The sequence below is a fragment of the Staphylococcus sp. EG-SA-17 genome (assembly GCF_017151845.1).
GTDB lineage: Bacteria > Bacillota > Bacilli > Staphylococcales > Staphylococcaceae > Staphylococcus > Staphylococcus aureus.
In genome coordinates this window covers 21077-39289 of sequence record NZ_JACVZO010000009.1, presented here as the reverse complement: position 1 = coordinate 39289, position 18213 = coordinate 21077, and the positions used below count along the sequence as shown (strand labels likewise).

At 34.0% G+C, this 18213-nt stretch carries 17 protein-coding genes, 1 pseudogene and 1 other annotated feature; of the genes and pseudogenes, 9 read left to right on the top strand and 9 right to left on the bottom strand.

Annotated elements, in window-relative coordinates:
* Positions 1 to 52: 52 nt before the first annotated feature.
* From tatC to IDG65_RS06135, 3 genes are all read right to left on the bottom strand, one after another.
* Positions 53 to 754, bottom strand: a complete 702-nt coding sequence (gene tatC / locus IDG65_RS06145; RefSeq protein ID WP_001670255.1) for a twin-arginine translocase subunit TatC — start codon at positions 752 to 754, stop codon at positions 53 to 55.
* 16 nt (positions 755 to 770) lie between these two features.
* Positions 771 to 995, bottom strand: coding sequence for a twin-arginine translocase TatA/TatE family subunit (locus IDG65_RS06140; RefSeq protein ID WP_001794540.1), 225 nt, complete (start codon positions 993 to 995; stop codon positions 771 to 773).
* 99 nt (positions 996 to 1094) lie between these two features.
* Positions 1095 to 1484 (bottom strand): DUF1398 domain-containing protein, encoded by a 390-nt coding sequence (locus IDG65_RS06135; protein ID WP_000886001.1) that lies wholly within the window; start codon positions 1482 to 1484, stop codon positions 1095 to 1097.
* A 240-nt stretch (positions 1485 to 1724) separates the two neighbouring features.
* Between IDG65_RS06135 and IDG65_RS06130 the strand changes: the two genes are divergently transcribed.
* Genes IDG65_RS06130 through IDG65_RS06115 form a run of 4 tightly spaced genes read left to right on the top strand, consistent with a single transcriptional unit; the run spans position 1725 to position 4134 of the window.
* A complete protein-coding gene (locus IDG65_RS06130; RefSeq protein ID WP_001246010.1) occupies positions 1725 to 1928 on the top strand; it encodes a helix-turn-helix transcriptional regulator in 204 nt (67 codons plus the stop codon).
* Complete coding sequence (locus IDG65_RS06125; RefSeq protein ID WP_000698765.1) at positions 1925 to 2638, top strand: DUF3169 family protein; 714 nt, start codon at positions 1925 to 1927, stop codon at positions 2636 to 2638. The genes IDG65_RS06130 and IDG65_RS06125 overlap by 4 nt, the downstream gene beginning before the upstream one ends.
* Before the next feature lie 24 nt (positions 2639 to 2662).
* Positions 2663 to 3505 carry an ABC transporter ATP-binding protein gene (locus IDG65_RS06120; protein ID WP_000209563.1) on the top strand — a complete coding sequence of 281 codons (843 nt, stop codon included), beginning with the start codon at positions 2663 to 2665 and terminating at the stop codon, positions 3503 to 3505.
* Positions 3505 to 4134 carry an ABC-2 transporter permease gene (locus IDG65_RS06115; protein WP_000677724.1) on the top strand — a complete coding sequence of 210 codons (630 nt, stop codon included), beginning with the start codon at positions 3505 to 3507 and terminating at the stop codon, positions 4132 to 4134. Before IDG65_RS06120 ends, IDG65_RS06115 begins: the two co-directional genes overlap by 1 nt.
* Before the next feature lie 389 nt (positions 4135 to 4523).
* Here the strand turns inward: IDG65_RS06115 and IDG65_RS06110 are convergent, their stop codons facing one another.
* Entirely contained in the window at positions 4524 to 5657 is a 1134-nt protein-coding gene (locus tag IDG65_RS06110) for a low temperature requirement protein A (protein ID WP_000245678.1), read from the bottom strand.
* Positions 5658 to 6195: 538 nt separating this feature from the next.
* On the opposite strand from IDG65_RS06110, the gene IDG65_RS06105 reads away from it, so the two are divergent.
* Positions 6196 to 7377 carry an acetyl-CoA C-acetyltransferase gene (locus IDG65_RS06105; protein WP_000199070.1) on the top strand — a complete coding sequence of 394 codons (1182 nt, stop codon included), beginning with the start codon at positions 6196 to 6198 and terminating at the stop codon, positions 7375 to 7377.
* A gap of 109 nt (positions 7378 to 7486) precedes the next feature.
* On the opposite strand, the pseudogene IDG65_RS06100 reads toward IDG65_RS06105, so the two are convergent.
* The 5 genes and pseudogenes from IDG65_RS06100 to IDG65_RS06080 form a co-directional block, all read right to left on the bottom strand.
* Positions 7487 to 7975 (bottom strand): annotated as a pseudogene (locus tag IDG65_RS06100) (cyclase family protein); the annotation flags it as partial.
* Between the two features lie 42 nt (positions 7976 to 8017).
* Positions 8018 to 10246, bottom strand: a complete 2229-nt coding sequence (gene metE, locus IDG65_RS06095) for a 5-methyltetrahydropteroyltriglutamate--homocysteine S-methyltransferase (protein WP_000207610.1) — start codon at positions 10244 to 10246, stop codon at positions 8018 to 8020.
* Positions 10243 to 12084, bottom strand: coding sequence for a bifunctional homocysteine S-methyltransferase/methylenetetrahydrofolate reductase (locus IDG65_RS06090; RefSeq protein WP_000077323.1), 1842 nt, complete (start codon positions 12082 to 12084; stop codon positions 10243 to 10245). The genes metE and IDG65_RS06090 overlap by 4 nt, the downstream gene beginning before the upstream one ends.
* Positions 12053 to 13213: a cystathionine beta-lyase MetC gene (gene metC / locus IDG65_RS06085; protein ID WP_000175842.1), complete on the bottom strand. Its 1161-nt coding sequence runs from the start codon at positions 13211 to 13213 to the stop codon at positions 12053 to 12055. Before metC ends, IDG65_RS06090 begins: the two co-directional genes overlap by 32 nt.
* The gene (locus IDG65_RS06080) at positions 13210 to 14313 is read right to left on the bottom strand and encodes an aminotransferase class I/II-fold pyridoxal phosphate-dependent enzyme (protein WP_000655698.1); all 1104 of its coding nucleotides are present in this window, start codon (positions 14311 to 14313) and stop codon (positions 13210 to 13212) included. Before IDG65_RS06080 ends, metC begins: the two co-directional genes overlap by 4 nt.
* A 63-nt stretch (positions 14314 to 14376) precedes the next feature.
* Positions 14377 to 14746: a binding site (T-box leader), on the bottom strand.
* Positions 14747 to 14974: 228 nt separating this feature from the next.
* On the opposite strand from IDG65_RS06080, the gene IDG65_RS06075 reads away from it, so the two are divergent.
* The 4 genes from IDG65_RS06075 to ychF all read left to right on the top strand — a co-directional run bounded on the left by IDG65_RS06075 (position 14975) and on the right by ychF (position 18197).
* On the top strand, positions 14975 to 15820 hold the full coding sequence (locus tag IDG65_RS06075; RefSeq protein WP_052997563.1) for a ParB/RepB/Spo0J family partition protein: 846 nt from the start codon (positions 14975 to 14977) through the stop codon (positions 15818 to 15820).
* Positions 15821 to 15973: 153 nt separating this feature from the next.
* Positions 15974 to 16855 carry a mechanosensitive ion channel family protein gene (locus tag IDG65_RS06070; protein WP_000373076.1) on the top strand — a complete coding sequence of 294 codons (882 nt, stop codon included), beginning with the start codon at positions 15974 to 15976 and terminating at the stop codon, positions 16853 to 16855.
* A 29-nt stretch (positions 16856 to 16884) separates the two neighbouring features.
* Positions 16885 to 17088: a DUF951 domain-containing protein gene (locus IDG65_RS06065; protein WP_000157348.1), complete on the top strand. Its 204-nt coding sequence runs from the start codon at positions 16885 to 16887 to the stop codon at positions 17086 to 17088.
* A gap of 11 nt (positions 17089 to 17099) precedes the next feature.
* Entirely contained in the window at positions 17100 to 18197 is a 1098-nt protein-coding gene (gene ychF / locus IDG65_RS06060) for a redox-regulated ATPase YchF (RefSeq protein WP_001218728.1), read from the top strand.
* Positions 18198 to 18213: the final 16 nt, after the last annotated feature.

Here is an 18213-nt window from a genome sequence, read left to right as displayed (position 1 = left end):
AAATACTCGGTATTGCAGTATAACGATAATCACAGCATTAATTCTTATAAGATTAATGTGTTGGCGGTTTGCCTCGGCATGTGAATTTAACGATGAACATACTGAACTCAAAGAGCAATATGAGTGGCAATGTGAGTAATATATTTAATGTTATGTCTGGTGGTGCAATGATACTCGCCAGCACAAAGCAAGCGAAATAAATATATTTTCGATAATGCTTCAATGATGTGGTATCTATAAGACCGAATTTTGCAAGTCCTATGAATAATATTGGCAATTGGAATAAAATGCCAAAACTGAAAAGCCAACGGATAAGTTCAACTAAATACGCTTTAAAGCCAATGACAGGCGAAATGTTTAAAGTTAATGATAATTTTAACGCGAATTGAATGATCATTGGAAAGCCAACATAAAATGCAAAAGCGACGCCAGCACAGAATAATAACACGCTGAAAAAACTATATTTATAAATAAATTGACGTTCATTATTATGTAATCCAGGTGCAATGAATGCCCACAATTGATAAAACATGACTGGTGAAATGAAACAAAACGCGATGAAAAATATAATCATCACGTATATTTGGATCATTTCTGTGAATGAAAATGCATGTAAGGACACATGTGCACGGGTAATATACGTTATGAATGGTGTCATCCACCAAAATGATGAAACATATACGACGATGACCGTAATGACGAACGACAATAAAATTTTTACTAACCGATGGCGTAGTTCGCTAAAGTGAACCATTAATGTATCATCAGTACTATTGCTCTCGCTGTTGCTTCGATTCCTTACTGGGTGTATCGTGAGACTCTTTATCTAAATCTTCTGTTGCAGATTTAAATTCTTTTAAAGTAGAACCGATAGCACGACCAAATTGTGGTAATTTTTTCGGACCAAAAATAATTAAAGCGATAATGCTAATGACGACAAGACTTGTCGGGCCTGTGATGCCTAAAATAAAAGTGTTAGTTATCATGATAATCAACCTCGATCATAAGTAGTATATAGTATTTACTTTATACCGAACGATAATTATTATCAACAATATTTTATATAATAATTAAAAAATTGTTATAAATACATTTTACTGAGGTATTAATTCTGAAATGATAGCTTGTTCTTTTAAGTCGATATAAGTACAAGTACCAGCTTGAATATCGATATGCCATTTATAAATGCCAGCTTCAGCCATTTCATCACAAAATGTTTCGAAATCTGTTTGTCCTTGTTGATGTCTAGTTAATACATCTTGAACGATAGATTGATTTGATCTTGGAGCGACAGGATGATTACTTTTGATAGATGAAGTAACAATATCATCTTCTGATTGATGTACGTAAGTTGCTGTGCCATCTTGAATATTAACAATATTGTACGTCATACCCATATCCTTAAATGCTTTGAATAGTTTTGGAAAATCAACACCAGTAAATTGTTGATGTGCTTGTTGAATTGCAGATAATGTAAATGCCATAATAGTCTCCTTTGAATGGTTTGATTTAGTGAAAATGCGTGCATCATACTAAAATTAGAATGCTATTAATTATGCAGCAAGGTGTAACGAAAGTAAAAAAATACGACTTGTAGGCGTTGAGGTGTTTGTTTCAAAATGTCATACATAGGTTGACACTCATATTTTTTTGTGTAGATTTGACAAATATAGTTGTCAAAAAGACAAATATAATTTACAGTGTAATTAAGGAGTTGATGCGATGTGCGTAATCGATTGAAAGAATTACGAGCACGAGATGGCTTAAACCAAACGCAGCTTGCTAAACAAGCGGGTGTTTCAAGACAAACCATTTCGCTAATTGAGCGAAACAACTTTATGCCATCGGTATTAACTGCAATAAAGATTGCTCGTATCTTCAATGAAAAGGTGGAAACTATTTTTATTATTGAGGAGGATGAGGCATGAAGATACTAAGATATATCGGATATCTTTTACTGGGTGGACTTGTAGGTGGTATCATAGGTGGAATTTTAGGTAACTTTGATGGATTGGGTATTGAGAATTTGACGTTTGCGACATACAACAATGTCGTTGTAATATCAATTGTTGCGACCATTATTATCATATTGGTAGAAATCATTGTTTTGATGAATCAAAGACGTGCATTGAAGTATAAGCGGCTTGTAGATGAAGAGGTAGATATCGATGCAACAGATCAATATGAATTGCTTGCGAATCGTTATGTTTTAAATGGAAGTATATTAAGCATTATACAGACAATTATTGCCTTTGTAGTGTTACTAATTTTTGTGGTAGGACACGCTGAAGCAAATGCAATACTATTCTTTTTAATACCATTTTTTGCTAGTGCTATTTTCAATACACAATTTACACTGTTTAATAGAAGATTTGATGATAGAATGCCAAAAATTGCAGATAAGAATTACACTGAAAAGCGATTGGAAATATTGGATGAAGGTGAACGCCATATAGAATTAATTGCATTATTTAAAACATATGCGATCAACTTATCCATATTGATACTAGCCATTGTAGTAATTGGGCTTTATTCAATTACTACTGGAGTTAATCAAAGCTTTAGTTTGCTACTTATCATCGCTATTTTCATATATAACGCCTTTAGTTATTTATTGAAGAGAAGACGTTTTTATTAAAATTAAACAAAGAGGAGCATGGATATGACAACATTGTTAAACGTAGATAGTGTGAACAAACAATACAAAGATTCGGATTTTAAATTGCAAGATGCATCTTTAACGATTTCTACTAATGAGACAGTTGGATTAATTGGGAAAAATGGCTCAGGTAAATCGACATTAATTAATATTCTAGTAGGCAATCGACATAAAGATAACGGTAGTATCACATTTTTTGATGAAGAACATGCTATGGATGATGTCGAATATAAAGAACACATAGGTATAGTGTTTGATGATTTGAGAGTACCTAATAAATTGACTATTAAAGATATTGATAAAGTATTTCAATCTATTTATACGACTTGGAATAGTCAAAAATTCTTTGATTTAATCAAATATTTTGAGTTGCCACTACAAACTAAAATTAAAACTTTTTCAAGAGGGATGCGAATGAAGATAGCTTTAACAATTGCGCTTTCTCATGATGTGAAGTTATTAATCTTAGATGAAGCAACTGCAGGTATGGATGTTTCTGGACGAGAAGAAGTAATGGAACTATTAGAAGATTTTGTCGCGCAAGGTGGAGGCATCTTAATATCATCGCATATTTCTGAAGATATAGAACAATTAGCGGATAAATTAGTGTTTATGAAAGATGGACGAATGATTTTAACTGAACAGAAAGATATACTTTTAGCACAATATGGAATTGTTACGACAGAAGATAAAGATGTTGAAATTCCTAAGCATTTAATCATAGCTTCTAGATTGTCAAAGGGGAAATATCAAATTTTAGTTAAAGATTATGCAGAAATTGAAAATGCAGAACCTTTAAAACACATTGATGACGCTACGAAAATCATAATGCGAGGTGAAGTATAATGAAAGGTATGTTCCTAAGTAGTTTTTATGCAACGAGAAAGCAAACATATATTTATTTTATAGTCGCTATCATAGCTGCGGGATACTTTGCAGTATTTAATCCGTTAATGAGTTCGGCAATGGCTGGGGTTATGTTAATCACACCTATTACTGATAATATTAAACATGAAAAAGACTCAAGATGGATGTATTATGTATCTACTTTACCGGTTAAACGTAGTGATTATATTAAGTCATACTTTGCCTTTTATTTAATCTTATTCGGTGCAAGTTTAATGATTGGATTAGTTGTGACTACGATTGTGACCCAAAGTGTGATGATTGGTATTATGTCAGGTTTAATGAGTTTTGGTATCATAGGGGCATACTCTATCATTTTCCCATTGACATTTAAATTTGGCGCTGAAAACTCTAATGTCATTATGATATTTGCATCTATTCTACTACTTATTTCTTTCGTGGTCTTTTTCTTTATATATGGTATGGTTAGTGGTGCATCGGCATTAGAATTTGAAAAAATTAGCACTGAAGGATGGCTAGTTGTCATAGTATATGCGGTCATTGGTATCGTTATAACAAGTGTTTCTTATATATTGTCTATTAAAATTTTTAACAAACAAGAACTATAATCAATATTCTTGGTGTGAAGCTAGTCATTGAAATAATATTTAGAGCAGGTGATAAATCAATACGATTATCATCTGCTCTTTTTGGTGTTGTGGAATGAAATGCGAGATGATAGGTTGAGGTGACATCTCTATATCATATCATTTGTTTTTAGAAGATTAGGTTGTGTGGGAATTGCATCCTTTTATAGTGAGGATTAACGTGTATATATTATTGAGTATGTTGCTGAAATTTATTTGCGTGTATCAATTGATGATGGTATATGCCAATGATTTCCTCGGAAATATAAAAACTCGATCATGTATCATAACTGATGATTGTCTCAAAAATATACTGTGAAGCACAATATTTTTGGATGCAGTTCAAATACATTGATCGAGATCAAGGTTATCTATTCATCACTTTGACGTAGACGTTGATTTTTAAAATAGATGAGCATGATGCAGAAAGTCGCAACGGATACCGAGATAATCATTACTTGGTCGTGCCCTTTAAAGATAAGGCTGATGATATATGATACTACAAGTATGCCAAGTGAAGAAGAAATATATTTTGCGTTTGTCAGTTCATTATGGAAATAAGGCGTGATTAACCATAATCCAATATAGAATATTAAAACACTGATATACATCATATTAATTTCAAACAAGTCATTTAGTTTATTGTTATTACTAAAAACAATTGCGGCATTAATCACACCTAAAGCGATATTGATTAATAAATGCGTATACGATAAACGGAAACCGATAGATGACAATTTATGATTAATGTAATTTTCAGTAATGATCCAATATACACCGAAAAGACTAATTAAAATCATAAATTGGAATATATAAATGTAACTAAAATGATCAATGCTAAATGATGACGAAGCTAAACCAACCAGTACCTCGCCAAAGATAATAATTGTTAGTAATGAAAAACGTTCTACTAAATGCATCATATTAACAGGTGATAATACAAGATATTTCTGAAATGGAATAAGTCCTGTCGCTGCAATGAATACGCCTAAAAATCCAGGGATGTAATGGATACTTTGTGGTAGTACTAATGATAGAAATGATAAAAATGAAATCACAAAGGCTACGGCCGCAAAAGCTTGACATGTACGCTTATCGCCATAATCTAACCCTGTACGTATATGTAATAAATACTGGAATCCGATACTTAAATACATAATTGCCACGCATAAGAAGAATGGGAAGAATGTCTTTTCAAAGTCCGGATATAGGCTGTTAGATAGAAAGACCATGATAAACATATTAAACATCATAAACGAGACGTCTTTGAATGTAACTTGACCAAATCGATTTGTAAAAAATGTTTGATGAGACCACATTAACCATAAGAACAAACTCATGACGATGTATTTGAAAAATAAATCAGCTGAAATGGAACCGTTTTGTGTTGTTAAAATCACATGTGCGATTTTTTGAATGGCATAGACGAAAATTAAATCAAAGAACAACTCATGGAATCCTGCACGCTTTTCAGCTAAATGTTTTGGTGTTAATGCATTAACCATAAAATTTTAACTTCTTTAAGATGTGTAATTAATTTACTAAGTATACTATTTATTTTTTCTAGTGAATAGAGGAAGATTTGGCGATGAAGTGGAAGGAGGGGCGACTGCAAGGTAATTGCGGAATTAACAATCATCAGCGATTTAATATTTGACTAGAGACGTAATGGTAAGGAAAAGTTGATGAGAAATTGATGGTGAAACCAGCTGTGAATAGCGATGCAATGATAGATAGCATTTAATTAGAGTCATTACGCGAAATGATTAATGATAATTTGTGGTAAATCAAAGCATAATTTTGTACTATAGATGAGGATGATAGAGCATATTTAAGAGTGTGAAATGTTAAAGTGAAACCGTTTACGTTTCCGATTGCCCAAACAAATTACATCATTGTATAATATGATTTGTTAAATGCATAACAAGAATGAAAATGTAACATACGTAGCAATTGGTTTCATAAATTGGATGTTAGTGGCGTATTGGTTCATTAGACGTATTAGTAATAAAATTGTATATATCATAAGGAGATGAATATGACATGACGAGAGTCGTATTAGCAGCAGCATACAGGACACCTATTGGCGTTTTTGGAGGTGCGTTTAAAGACGTGCCAGCCTATGATTTAGGTGCGACTTTAATAGAACATATTATTAAAGAGACGGGTTTGAATCCAAGTGAGATTGATGAAGTTATCATCGGTAACGTACTACAAGCAGGACAAGGACAAAATCCAGCACGAATTGCTGCTATGAAAGGTGGCTTACCAGAGACAGTACCTGCATTTACAGTGAATAAAGTATGTGGTTCTGGGTTAAAGTCGATTCAATTAGCATATCAATCTATTGTGACTGGTGAAAATGACATCGTGCTAGCTGGCGGTATGGAGAATATGTCTCAATCACCAATGCTTGTCAACAACAGTCGCTTTGGTTTTAAAATGGGACATCAATCAATGGTTGATAGCATGGTATATGATGGTTTAACAGATGTATTTAATCAATATCATATGGGTATTACTGCTGAAAATTTAGTAGAGCAATATGGTATTTCAAGAGAAGAACAAGATACATTTGCTGTAAACTCACAACAAAAAGCAGTACGTGCACAGCAAAATGGTGAATTTGATAGTGAAATAGTTCCAGTATCGATTCCTCAACGTAAAGGTGAACCAATCGTTGTCACTAAGGATGAAGGTGTACGTGAAAATGTATCAGTCGAAAAATTAAGTCGCTTAAGACCAGCTTTCAAAAAAGACGGTACAGTTACAGCAGGTAATGCATCAGGAATCAATGATGGTGCTGCGATGATGTTAGTCATGTCAGAAGACAAAGCTAAAGAATTAAATATCGAACCATTGGCAGTGCTTGATGGCTTTGGAAGTCATGGTGTAGATCCTTCTATTATGGGTATTGCACCAGTTGGCGCTGTTGAAAAGGCTTTGAAACGTAGTAAAAAAGAATTAAGCGATATTGATGTATTTGAATTAAATGAAGCATTTGCAGCACAATCATTAGCTGTAGATCGCGAATTAAAATTACCTCCTGAAAAGGTGAATGTTAAAGGTGGCGCTATTGCATTAGGACACCCTATTGGTGCATCTGGTGCTAGAGTATTAGTGACATTATTGCATCAACTGAATGATGAAGTTGAAACTGGTTTAACGTCATTGTGTATTGGTGGCGGTCAAGCTATCGCTGCAGTTGTATCAAAGTATAAATAATAAGAAAACAGGTTATCACAACAGTATTAATTACATGTTGGTATAACCTGTTTTTATTTGTTTATGGATTTATTGGGTAATATTAGTCATTTGATGGTTTAATTGCAAATGCTCTAACAGGGAACCCAGGTGCATGTTGTTGTCCGTTCGCATCTTTGTTTTCAAACGTTTCAATATTAGGCCAACGTTTTGACCAATCGGTACGAAGTGCAACAAAAGTGCCAGGTTCAATAGTACCATGCTCTTTTTCCCATGCTTCTATATGCGCACGTGTTACAATGAAATCATTGTTGTTCGCTACTTCTGTTGAAAAGTCTAATACAATTAACGGCAATACCAATTCTTTTAAATCAATGTCTTCTAAATAACGTTTATTCTCGACAAAGTGAATTGGTGCATCAATGTGAGTACCATATTGCGTTACAATATTCCAACGTTGCACATAGAAACCATGATCTTTAACAGTGAATAAAGTTGAAACCTCGCCTTTTTCAAACTCACTAAAACGTGGTATTTCTGGATCAAATGTATGCGTTAAATCAACCCAAGTTGCTTGTTTTAAAGTATTTAATTGTTGCCATAAAGGATATTGTGTCATAAAATCACCCGTTTTTAGTTTATTATATGATAAATGCTGCGATTATTCTTGGCGTTTAGCTTTAACAGCATTCACAAGTACAGTCAATGCATCTTTAACTTCTTCTTCTTTTCGCGTTTTCAAACCACAGTCAGGGTTTACCCAGAATAATGAGCGGTCGATTTGTTGTAGTGAACGATTGATTGCTGTAGTAATTTCTTCTTTTGTTGGAATACGTGGACTATGAATATCATATACACCTAGACCAATACCTAAATCATAATTAATATCTTCAAAGTCTTTAATTAAATCACCATGGCTACGAGATGTTTCAATTGAAATAACATCAGCATCTAAGTCATGAATAGCATGAATGATTTGACCGAATTGAGAATAACACATATGTGTATGGATTTGAGTTTCATCACGAACTGAAGACGTTGCAAGTTTAAATGATAAAACAGCATCTTTAAGATATTGTTCGTGATATTCAGAGCGTAATGGTAAGCCTTCACGTAATGCAGGTTCGTCAACTTGGATAACTTTGATTCCTGCAGCTTCAAGTGCTAATACTTCTTCGTTGATTGCTAAAGCAATTTGATCTTGAACGACTTTACGTGGTAAATCAACACGTTCAAATGACCAGTTTAGAATTGTTACAGGTCCAGTTAACATACCTTTAACTGGTTTATCTGTTAAGCTTTGTGCATAAACTGTTTCATCAACAGTTAAAGGCGCTGTCCATTTTACATCACCATAAATGATTGGTGGTTTTACGGCACGTGAACCATATGATTGCACCCAACCGAATTTAGTTACTAAGAAACCTTGTAATTTTTCTCCGAAGAATTCAACCATGTCATTACGTTCAAATTCACCGTGAACTAATACATCTAAGCCGATGTCTTCTTGAATTTTAATCCATCGAGCAATTTCATTTTTTAAGAATGTTTCATATGCTTCGTCTGTAATGCGTTTGTTCTTCCAATCTGCACGGTATTTTCGAACTTCTCGGCTTTGTGGGAATGATCCAATAGTTGTTGTTGGTAAATCCGGTAAGTTCAAACGTTTTTGTTGTTGTTCAATACGTTGCGCGAATGGTGATTGTCTCGAAGTACGCACGCTTTCGAAATCATAATCTAAGTTTTTGAATGATTGATTTTGGAAACGCTCATAACGTGCTTTTAATTTATCATATTTAACACTATCGTTTTGATTAAATAGGCGACGCAATGCATCTAATTCGTCTAATTTTTCAGTTGCAAAGCTTAAGCCTTCGCCAACACTTGTATCTAATGTTTCATCATCTAAAGATACTGGAACATGTAATAATGAAGATGATGGTTGAATGACAAGTTCATTAGTGTGTGCTAACAATTTATCGATTAAGACTTTTTTAGCTTCAATGTCACTTGCCCATACATTACGACCATCAATAATTCCAGCGTATAATGTTTTTGATTTATCAAAATCTCCAGCTTCAATTTGTTTAAGGTTATAGCCATTATCATGGACAAAGTCTAAACCTAAACCACCAACAGGTAAAGAACTTAAGAATTTAAGATGTGCATGTTCGAAGTATGTTTGAATGACTAATTTTTTAGCAATACCAGCTTCTTCGAAATAGTCATAAGCTTCACGTGTAATATTTTCATAGCTTTCACTGTCGTCTGTAACTAAGATTGGCTCATCAACTTGAATGTATTCAGCACCTGCATCTATTAATGATTCAAACACTTCTTTATAAAGTGGTAATAACGTTTTAACTTTTTCTTCAAAAGTTTGGTGACCGCCTTTTGATAATTTAACAAAAGTAATCGGACCAACAATGACAGGGTGAGCGTTAACGTTTAAAGATTGGGCATATTTAAAGCGATCTAATAATACGTTGCGACTCACTTTAGGCTCAACATTGTCCCATTCAGGTACGATGTAATGATAGTTAGTGTTAAACCATTTTATAAGTGCACTTGCAACATGGTCTTTATTACCGCGAGCAATATCAAATAATAAGTCATCATCGATAGTTCTACCTTGGAAACGTTCAGGGATGATGTTGAATAATAATGACGTATCTAAAATATGGTCATATAAAGAGAAATCACCAACTGGGATGCTATCTAAGTGATAGTACTTTTGTAATAATAAATTTTCTTTATGTAGATCAGTTAATGTTTGATCTAATTCTTCTTTAGAAATCTTCTTTGCCCAATAACTTTCGATGGCTTTTTTCCATTCTCTTTTTCTACCTAATCTTGGGAATCCTAAGTTTGATGTTTTAATTGTTGTCATAATATTGCCTCCTTGTGAGCAGTAATAGATTTTGAGTATGCTGCAAGTTCTAATGAATCTTCGACATTTTGAAACGGTGTGATAATGTATAAACCATTAAAATATTCATGAACAGTATCGATTAAATCCTTTGAAAGCTTAAGACTTAGTTCTCGTGTTTTGGCTTTATCATCTTTAACTGCTTCAAATTGTTGTAAAATTTCATCTGACATCTTGATTCCTGGCACTTCATTATGCAAAAAGAGTGCGTTTTTGTAACTTGCGATAGGCATAATGCCTATGAAAAATGGTTTGTTCAAGTGCTTAGTGGCATGGTAAATTTCAATGATTTTCTCTTTGCTGTACACGGGTTGTGTTATAAAATAAGACATTCCGCTTTCTATCTTTTTCTCTAGTCGTTTTACGGCACCATCTAATTTACGAACATTAGGGTTAAAGGCGCCAGCGATGTTGAAGTGTGTACGTTTCTTCAGCGCATCACCGTCAGTGTTAATACCTTGATTAAATCTTAGAGCGAGTTCAGTTAATCCTTTAGAATTAACATCATAGACATTGGTTGCACCTGGTAAGTGACCAACTTTTGAAGGATCACCAGTTATGGCTAATATTTCGTTAACGCCAATGAGCGATAATCCAAGTAAATGGGACTGCAAGCCGATTAAGTTTCGGTCTCGACATGTAATATGTACGAGTGGTTCAATATTGTAATATTGCTTAATTAAGCTTGCAGCAGCAATGTTGCTAATTCTGACAGTTGCCAATGAATTATCTGCGAGTGTTACCGCATCTACATTTGCTTTATCAAGTTTAGCGATATTTTCAAAAAATCTATCCGTGTCCAAATGTTTCGGTGTATCCAATTCGATAATAACGGTTGGACGTTCTTGAACCTTAGATGTTAATGATTGTCTAACTTTATTTTGAGATGGATTGAAAAGTGCTTTCGTTGGTATCGGAATCACTTTTTTGTCATTAACAGGTTTAAGTGTCTGAATAGATTCTTTAATAAATTTGATGTGCTCTGGCGTTGTACCACAGCAACCACCAATTAAACGAACACCTTCGCGAATTAAATTTTGAGCAACTTGGCCGAAATATTGTGCATTGTCACTATACTTAAATTCACTATTTTCAATATCTAATAAGCTGGCATTTGGATAACAAGATAAGTATGCGTGCTCTGGTAATTCAATATGTGTGAAAGACTCTTGCATATGGTGTGGGCCATGATGACAATTGAGTCCCACGATGTTTGCACCACATTGAACGAGTTGTTTTAATCCTTCATTGATTGCCTGACCATTAACTAAGTAATTTGTGTTTGAAGCAGTTAATTGAGCAATGATTGGAATGTCGTATTTCTTTCTCGTTCGTGAAATGACATTTGTTAGCTCTTCTAGGTCGTAATACGTTTCGAAAAGTAGCGCGTCAACGCCTTCTTCAATTAAGGTGTCTATTTGAATTTCAGTATGATAAAGAATAGTTTGTAAGCTGATATCCTCTTGTTTGATACCTCTAAACCCACCAACTGTGCCTAATATATACGTATCTTTATTTGCTGCTTTTTTTGCGATGCGTACGGCGGCTTGATGTATAGCTTTAACTTTATCTTCAAGACCGAATCGTTTTAACTTTTCAAAATTTGCACCATAAGTATTGGTTTGAATGACATCAGCACCAGCTTCGATATATGAACGATGGATACGTTCAACTTTATCTGGATGGCTAAGATTATATGCTTCTGGACAGGTGTCTAATCCTTCAGAGTATAAAATGGTTCCAATAGCGCCATCAGCTACTAAAACATTATCTTTCAATTGTGTGAGGAATTGACTCATTGAATGCCTCCTTTAATGCGTATTTGATGTCTGCAATGAGTTCATCAGGATCTTCGAGACCAACACTTAATCGGAATAGACCGAAAGTGATACCACGTTCTTGTCTCACTTCTTCAGGTAGTGTTGCGTGAGACATTGTTGCTGGGTGCGAAAGTATTGTTTCCACACCACCTAGACTCACTGAAACGAGTGGTAATGTCAGTGCATCGACAAATTGTTGTGCTTTAGACTCATCAGCTAAACGTAAGCCAATAACGGCACCGCCATTTTTAGCTTGTTCTAAATGAGATGCAGTAAGTCCCGGGTAATAAACTTCTGAAATTTCATCTTGCTTTATTAAAAATGACACGATTTTTTGCGCGTTTTCGACAGATTGTTTAAATCTGATTGGAAATGTTTTTAAATGTTTAGCAAGTGTCCAGCTATCTTGAGCAGATAACATATTGCCTGTACCATTTTGTATTAAATAAAGAGCCTCACTAATTGCCTCATTATTAGTAATGACAGCACCAGCAATTAAATCGCTATGTCCACTTAAAAATTTTGTAGCACTATGAATGACAATATCAGCGCCTAGTAATAAAGGTGATTGACCTAACGGTGTCATAAATGTATTGTCCACAGCTACCAGTAGTTCATGCTTTTCGGCTATTTTAGAAACAGCTTTGATATCAGTAATTTTAAAACAGGGATTCGATGGTGTTTCGATATAAATTAATTTTGTGTTTGATTGAATGGCACCCTCGATTTGTTCGATCTTGGTAGTATCTACGGTTGTAAATTCAATATTAAAACGATTCAAAATTTGCTCAGTGAGGCGAAAAGTACCGCCATATACATCATCAGGTAAGATGACATGATCACCAGATTTGAAAGTCAAAAGTACTGCTGAAATAGCAGCAATACCTGATGCAAAAGCAAAAGCGAATTTTCCCTGTTCTAATCGTGCTAACTTCTCTTCTAAAAGTTCACGGTTAGGGTTGCCACTTCGTGCATAATCATATTTAACATCGCCACCAAGACTTGTTTGATGGAATGTTGAAGAATCATAGAGTGGTGGGTTAGCTGAATGATATTCCACACCTCTACGCCAATCGAATATCACTTCTGTCTCTTTTGAAAGTGTCATACAATCTCTCCAATCTGAGCTTTATCTAATGCTTGGATGATATCGTGTTCGATGTCTTCATAATTTTCAACGCCTAGTGATAAGCGGATTAAATACTCATCAATGCCACGTTTATCTTTTTCAGCATCTGGCATATCAACATGTGTTTGTGTGTAAGGGAAGGTCACTAATGTTTCAGTGCCTCCTAAACTTTCTGCAAAAATACAAATGTCTAAATTTTCTAATAATTTAGCGACGCTATAGGCCTTGTTAAGTCTTAAACTAAGCATGCCAGTTTGCCCGCTATATAGTACTTCGTCAATCGCTTGAAGTGACTGACATTTTTTAGCAAGTTTTCTTGCGTTTGATTGCGCGCGCTCAATGCGTAAATGCAAAGTTTTAAGTCCACGTAACAACAAATAACTATCTATTGGTGATAGTGTTGCGCCAGTCATGTTGTGAAAATCAAACAACTGTTGTGCGAGTGATTCATCTTTGACGGTTACGACACCTGCTAGTACATCGTTATGTCCACCAATATATTTCGTAGCTGAATGTAAGACTATATCAGCACCTTCTGCTAACGGTGTTGAAAGATAAGGTGTTAAAAAAGTATTGTCGATAATTGACAATAAGCCTTTAGCTTTACAAAGTTGATAGTACGTCTTTACATCAATAGCAATCATTTGTGGGTTAGATATTGGTTCAATGAATAATGCAACTGTTTTATCAGTGATTTCTTTTTCAACTTGTTCATAATCTGTAAAATCAACGTACTTAAATTTGATATCGTATTGTTGTTCGTAAAACTCAAACAATCTAAATGTGCCCCCATATAAATCGAATGAAACTAAAATTTCATCATGAGGTTTAAATAGATTACATATTAATTGAATGGCTGACATTCCACTTGATGTAGCGAATGATGCAATACCATGCTCAAGTTTGGCAAAACAGGTTTCAAATGTTGAGCGTGTAGGATTTTTAGTACGTGTATAATCAAATCCTGTCGATTGTCCTAGTTTTGGATGCTTGTAGGCAGTAGATAAATGGATTGGATTTGCTATAGCACCGGTTGAATCATCAGTTAATGTGATTTGGGCTAACTGTGTATCCTTCATATTAAGACCCTCCTATAAGAAAAAATAAAAAGCTTCCGTCCTTCGTACCCGAATGAATCGGATAAAAAGGACGAAAGCTTATGTTTCGCGGTACCACCTTTGTTTGTTATTCCATCGCTGAAATAACCTTATTCAGTACGCATTAAAAGTAAATATGCTTACTGAACAATTATCACAATTTAAGTCGTTAAGTAAGGATATAGTAATGTGCTATCTCATACTTATTAACAAAAAATCGTGCGTAAAGAATCCAGTACGCCATTTAACATCAATGTTAATACTGTATCGCTATAACGGGCGAACCCGTAGACACCTCATATTGGCATCAACACTCCAAGGCCATTTTCAAACACGCTTTCAAAATCTTCTCTCAGCTACTAAAGACTCTCTGTATAAGCAGGGTGTGTTTTACTTTCCTCTTTATTGTGTTTACGTTTCATTAAACTGTTATAAGATATTAATTAGCTTACAGAGTAAAAAAAGATTTGTCAACAATTATTCAGAAAATTTTGATTTAAAAGTTAATTTGTTTGTGAAATTGTATTTGGTATCTTGAAGTTAAAAAATGAATTATTTTTTAAATAAAGTGTGGTTAATGGTTGTCTGACTCATTTAGAATACATAAAATATATTTAACTGTTGTTATCAAATAAAAAGTGATGTGAGTGAATTGTCAAAAAGTGAAGATCAACGTATTACTAAAACAAAATATGAACAAATTAAGCAAATAGATATATCGGATATCAAACCGAATCCGTATCAGCCCCGAAAAACTTTCGATGAAAATCATTTAAATGATTTGGCAGATTCAATTAAGCAATATGGTATTTTGCAACCAATTGTGCTTAGAAAAACAGTTCAAGGTTATTACATTGTAGTTGGTGAAAGAAGGTTTAGAGCTTCGAAAATTGCTGGTCTAAAATACGTATCAGCGATTATCAAAGATTTAACAGATGAAGATATGATGGAACTGGCGGTCATAGAAAATTTACAACGAGAAGACTTAAATGCGATTGAAGAAGCTGAAAGTTATCAACGTTTGATGACAGATTTGAAAATTACACAACAAGAAGTAGCGAAGCGATTGAGTAAGTCGCGCCCGTATATAGCGAATATGTTGAGGTTATTACATTTGCCGAAAAAGATTGCTGACATGGTAAAAGATGGGCGACTGACAAGTGCACATGGACGAACGTTATTGGCAATTAAAGATGAACAACAAATGCTTAGGTTAGCGAAACGGCTTGTTAAAGAAAAGTGGAGTGTCAGATATTTAGAAAACCATGTTAATGAATTAAAAAATGTTTCGTCAAAGTCGGAAACAGACAAAGTAGATATAACTAAGCCTAAATTTATAAAGCAACAAGAACGACAGTTGCGAGAACAGTATGGCGCAAAAGTAGATATATCGATAAAAAAATCAGTCGGCAAAATCTCATTTGAGTTTGAATCACAAGATGACTTTGTGAGAATCATTGAACAATTAAATCGTAAGTATGGTAAATAGTTACACAATTTTATATAATATCACTTTGTGAATCTATAGATATATCGATAGTTATCTATATTCTTTGAAGATGATGCGACTTCAGTAGGTTGGAAGAATACAGCAATATTAATAAAATTATTTGAGACTATATAGAAGGGAGTAACGCTAATTATGGATCAAGTTATGAGTATTATTTCATCGCTATTCGAACCATTAACTAAAATTGAAACATATGAAAGTGTCGCTACTAAATTAGCGATGATAATTATATATATTATCGTTGCATTAATCGTAATTAAAATACTTGATAAAATGATTGCCCAAGGATTTAAAATACAAAACAAGAGTAAAAAGGGTAATAAAAAACGTTCGAAAACATTAATATCATTGGTGCAAAATGTTGTTAAATATATTGTGTGGTTTATAGTTGTAACTACCATTTTAAGTAAATTTGGCATTAGTGTTGAAGGAGTAATTGCAAGTGCTGGTGTCGTAGGCTTAGCAGTAGGTTTTGGTGCTCAAACTATAGTTAAAGACGTAATTACAGGTTTCTTTATTATATTTGAAAACCAGTTTGATGTAGGTGATTATGTTAAGATAAACAACGGTGGTACAACTGTAGCAGAGGGAACAGTTAAATCAATTGGGCTCCGTTCAACACGTATTAATACAATATCTGGAGAACTTACAATCTTGCCAAATAGTAGCATGGGTGAAATAACGAATTACTCAATTACGAATGGAACAGCAATTGTTAAAATTCCAGTATCTGTAGATGAAAATATTGATAATGTTGAGAAGAAATTAAACAAATTATTTACATCTCTGCGTAGTAAATATTATTTATTTGTAAGTGATCCTGTTGTGATTGGTATTGATGCCTTTGAAGATACTAGAGTGATATTAAGGGTTTCAGCAGAAACAATACCAGGTGAAGGTTTCTCTGGTGCGCGTATTATTCGTAAAGAAGTACAAAAAATGTTTTTACAAGAAGGTATCAAGACACCACAACCAATAATGACACCTTTTAATCATAGTGAAAACGGTGTTTAGTAGTTTATAATACATGGAGGTCATATTTAATGGCGTCAAAATATGGAATAAATGATATAGTAGAAATGAAAAAACAACATGCGTGTGGAACCAATCGTTTTAAAATTATTAGAATGGGTGCTGACATTAGAATTAAGTGTGAAAATTGTCAACGAAGCATTATGATTCCACGTCAAACGTTTGATAAAAAACTAAAAAAAATCATCGTATCTCAGGATGATACACAAAGATAGGAGAATGATTCATGGCTTTAACAGCAGGTATCGTTGGCTTACCAAACGTTGGTAAATCAACATTATTTAATGCAATTACAAAGGCGGGTGCCTTGGCAGCAAACTATCCGTTCGCAACTATAGACCCAAACGTGGGTATTGTAGAAGTGCCAGATGCAAGACTACTTAAATTAGAAGAAATGGTTCAACCTAAAAAAACATTACCTACTACATTTGAATTTACAGATATTGCCGGAATTGTTAAAGGTGCTTCTAAAGGTGAAGGTTTAGGTAATAAATTCTTATCACATATTAGAGAAGTAGATGCGATTTGTCAGGTCGTTCGTGCATTTGATGATGATAACGTAACTCATGTTGCTGGTCGAGTAGACCCTATTGATGACATCGAAGTTATCAATATGGAATTAGTACTTGCAGACTTAGAATCAGTTGAAAAACGCTTACCTAGAATTGAAAAATTGGCACGTCAAAAAGATAAGACTGCTGAGATGGAAGTGCGCATTTTAAATACTATTAAAGAAGCTTTAGAAAATGGTAAACCTGCCCGCAGTATTGACTTTAATGAAGAAGATCAAAAATGGGTGAACCAAGCGCAATTACTGACTTCTAAAAAAATGCTTTATATCGCTAATGTTGGTGAAGATGAAATTGGTGATGATGATAATGATAAAGTAAAAGCGATTCGTGAATATGCAGCGCAAGAAGACTCTGAAGTGATTGTTATTAGTGCAAAAATTGAAGAAGAAATTGCTACTTTAGATGATGAAGATAAAGAAATGTTCTTAGAAGATTTAGGTATTGAAGAACCAGGATTAGATCGATTAATTAGAACAACTTATGAATTATTAGGATTATCAACATATTTTACTGCTGGTGTGCAAGAAGTACGTGCTTGGACATTTAAACAAGGTATGACTGCACCTCAATGTGCTGGTATCATTCATACTGATTTTGAACGTGGATTTATCCGTGCCGAAGTAACAAGTTATGACGACTATGTACAATATGGTGGCGAAAGTGGCGCTAAAGAAGCGGGCAGACAACGATTAGAAGGTAAAGAATATATTATGCAAGATGGCGATATCGTTCATTTCAGATTTAATGTATAAACGATAGAGTGAAGTT

What these genes read in the sequence shown, in the direction of transcription:
- tatC (WP_001670255.1), bottom strand. Translation starts at nt 754, where the DNA reads ATGGTTCACTTTAGCGAACTACGCCATCGGTTAGTAAAAATTTTATTG.
- IDG65_RS06135 (WP_000886001.1), bottom strand. Translation starts at nt 1,484, where the DNA reads ATGGCATTTACATTATCTGCAATTCAACAAGCACATCAACAATTTACT.
- IDG65_RS06125 (WP_000698765.1), top strand. Translation starts at nt 1,925, where the DNA reads ATGAAGATACTAAGATATATCGGATATCTTTTACTGGGTGGACTTGTA.
- IDG65_RS06120 (WP_000209563.1), top strand. Translation starts at nt 2,663, where the DNA reads ATGACAACATTGTTAAACGTAGATAGTGTGAACAAACAATACAAAGAT.
- IDG65_RS06115 (WP_000677724.1), top strand. Translation starts at nt 3,505, where the DNA reads ATGAAAGGTATGTTCCTAAGTAGTTTTTATGCAACGAGAAAGCAAACA.
- IDG65_RS06110 (WP_000245678.1), bottom strand. Translation starts at nt 5,657, where the DNA reads ATGGTTAATGCATTAACACCAAAACATTTAGCTGAAAAGCGTGCAGGA.
- IDG65_RS06105 (WP_000199070.1), top strand. Translation starts at nt 6,196, where the DNA reads ATGACGAGAGTCGTATTAGCAGCAGCATACAGGACACCTATTGGCGTT.
- metE (WP_000207610.1), bottom strand. Translation starts at nt 10,246, where the DNA reads ATGACAACAATTAAAACATCAAACTTAGGATTCCCAAGATTAGGTAGA.
- IDG65_RS06090 (WP_000077323.1), bottom strand. Translation starts at nt 12,084, where the DNA reads ATGAGTCAATTCCTCACACAATTGAAAGATAATGTTTTAGTAGCTGAT.
- metC (WP_000175842.1), bottom strand. Translation starts at nt 13,213, where the DNA reads ATGACACTTTCAAAAGAGACAGAAGTGATATTCGATTGGCGTAGAGGT.
- IDG65_RS06080 (WP_000655698.1), bottom strand. Translation starts at nt 14,313, where the DNA reads ATGAAGGATACACAGTTAGCCCAAATCACATTAACTGATGATTCAACC.
- IDG65_RS06070 (WP_000373076.1), top strand. Translation starts at nt 15,974, where the DNA reads ATGGATCAAGTTATGAGTATTATTTCATCGCTATTCGAACCATTAACT.
- IDG65_RS06065 (WP_000157348.1), top strand. Translation starts at nt 16,885, where the DNA reads ATGGCGTCAAAATATGGAATAAATGATATAGTAGAAATGAAAAAACAA.
- ychF (WP_001218728.1), top strand. Translation starts at nt 17,100, where the DNA reads ATGGCTTTAACAGCAGGTATCGTTGGCTTACCAAACGTTGGTAAATCA.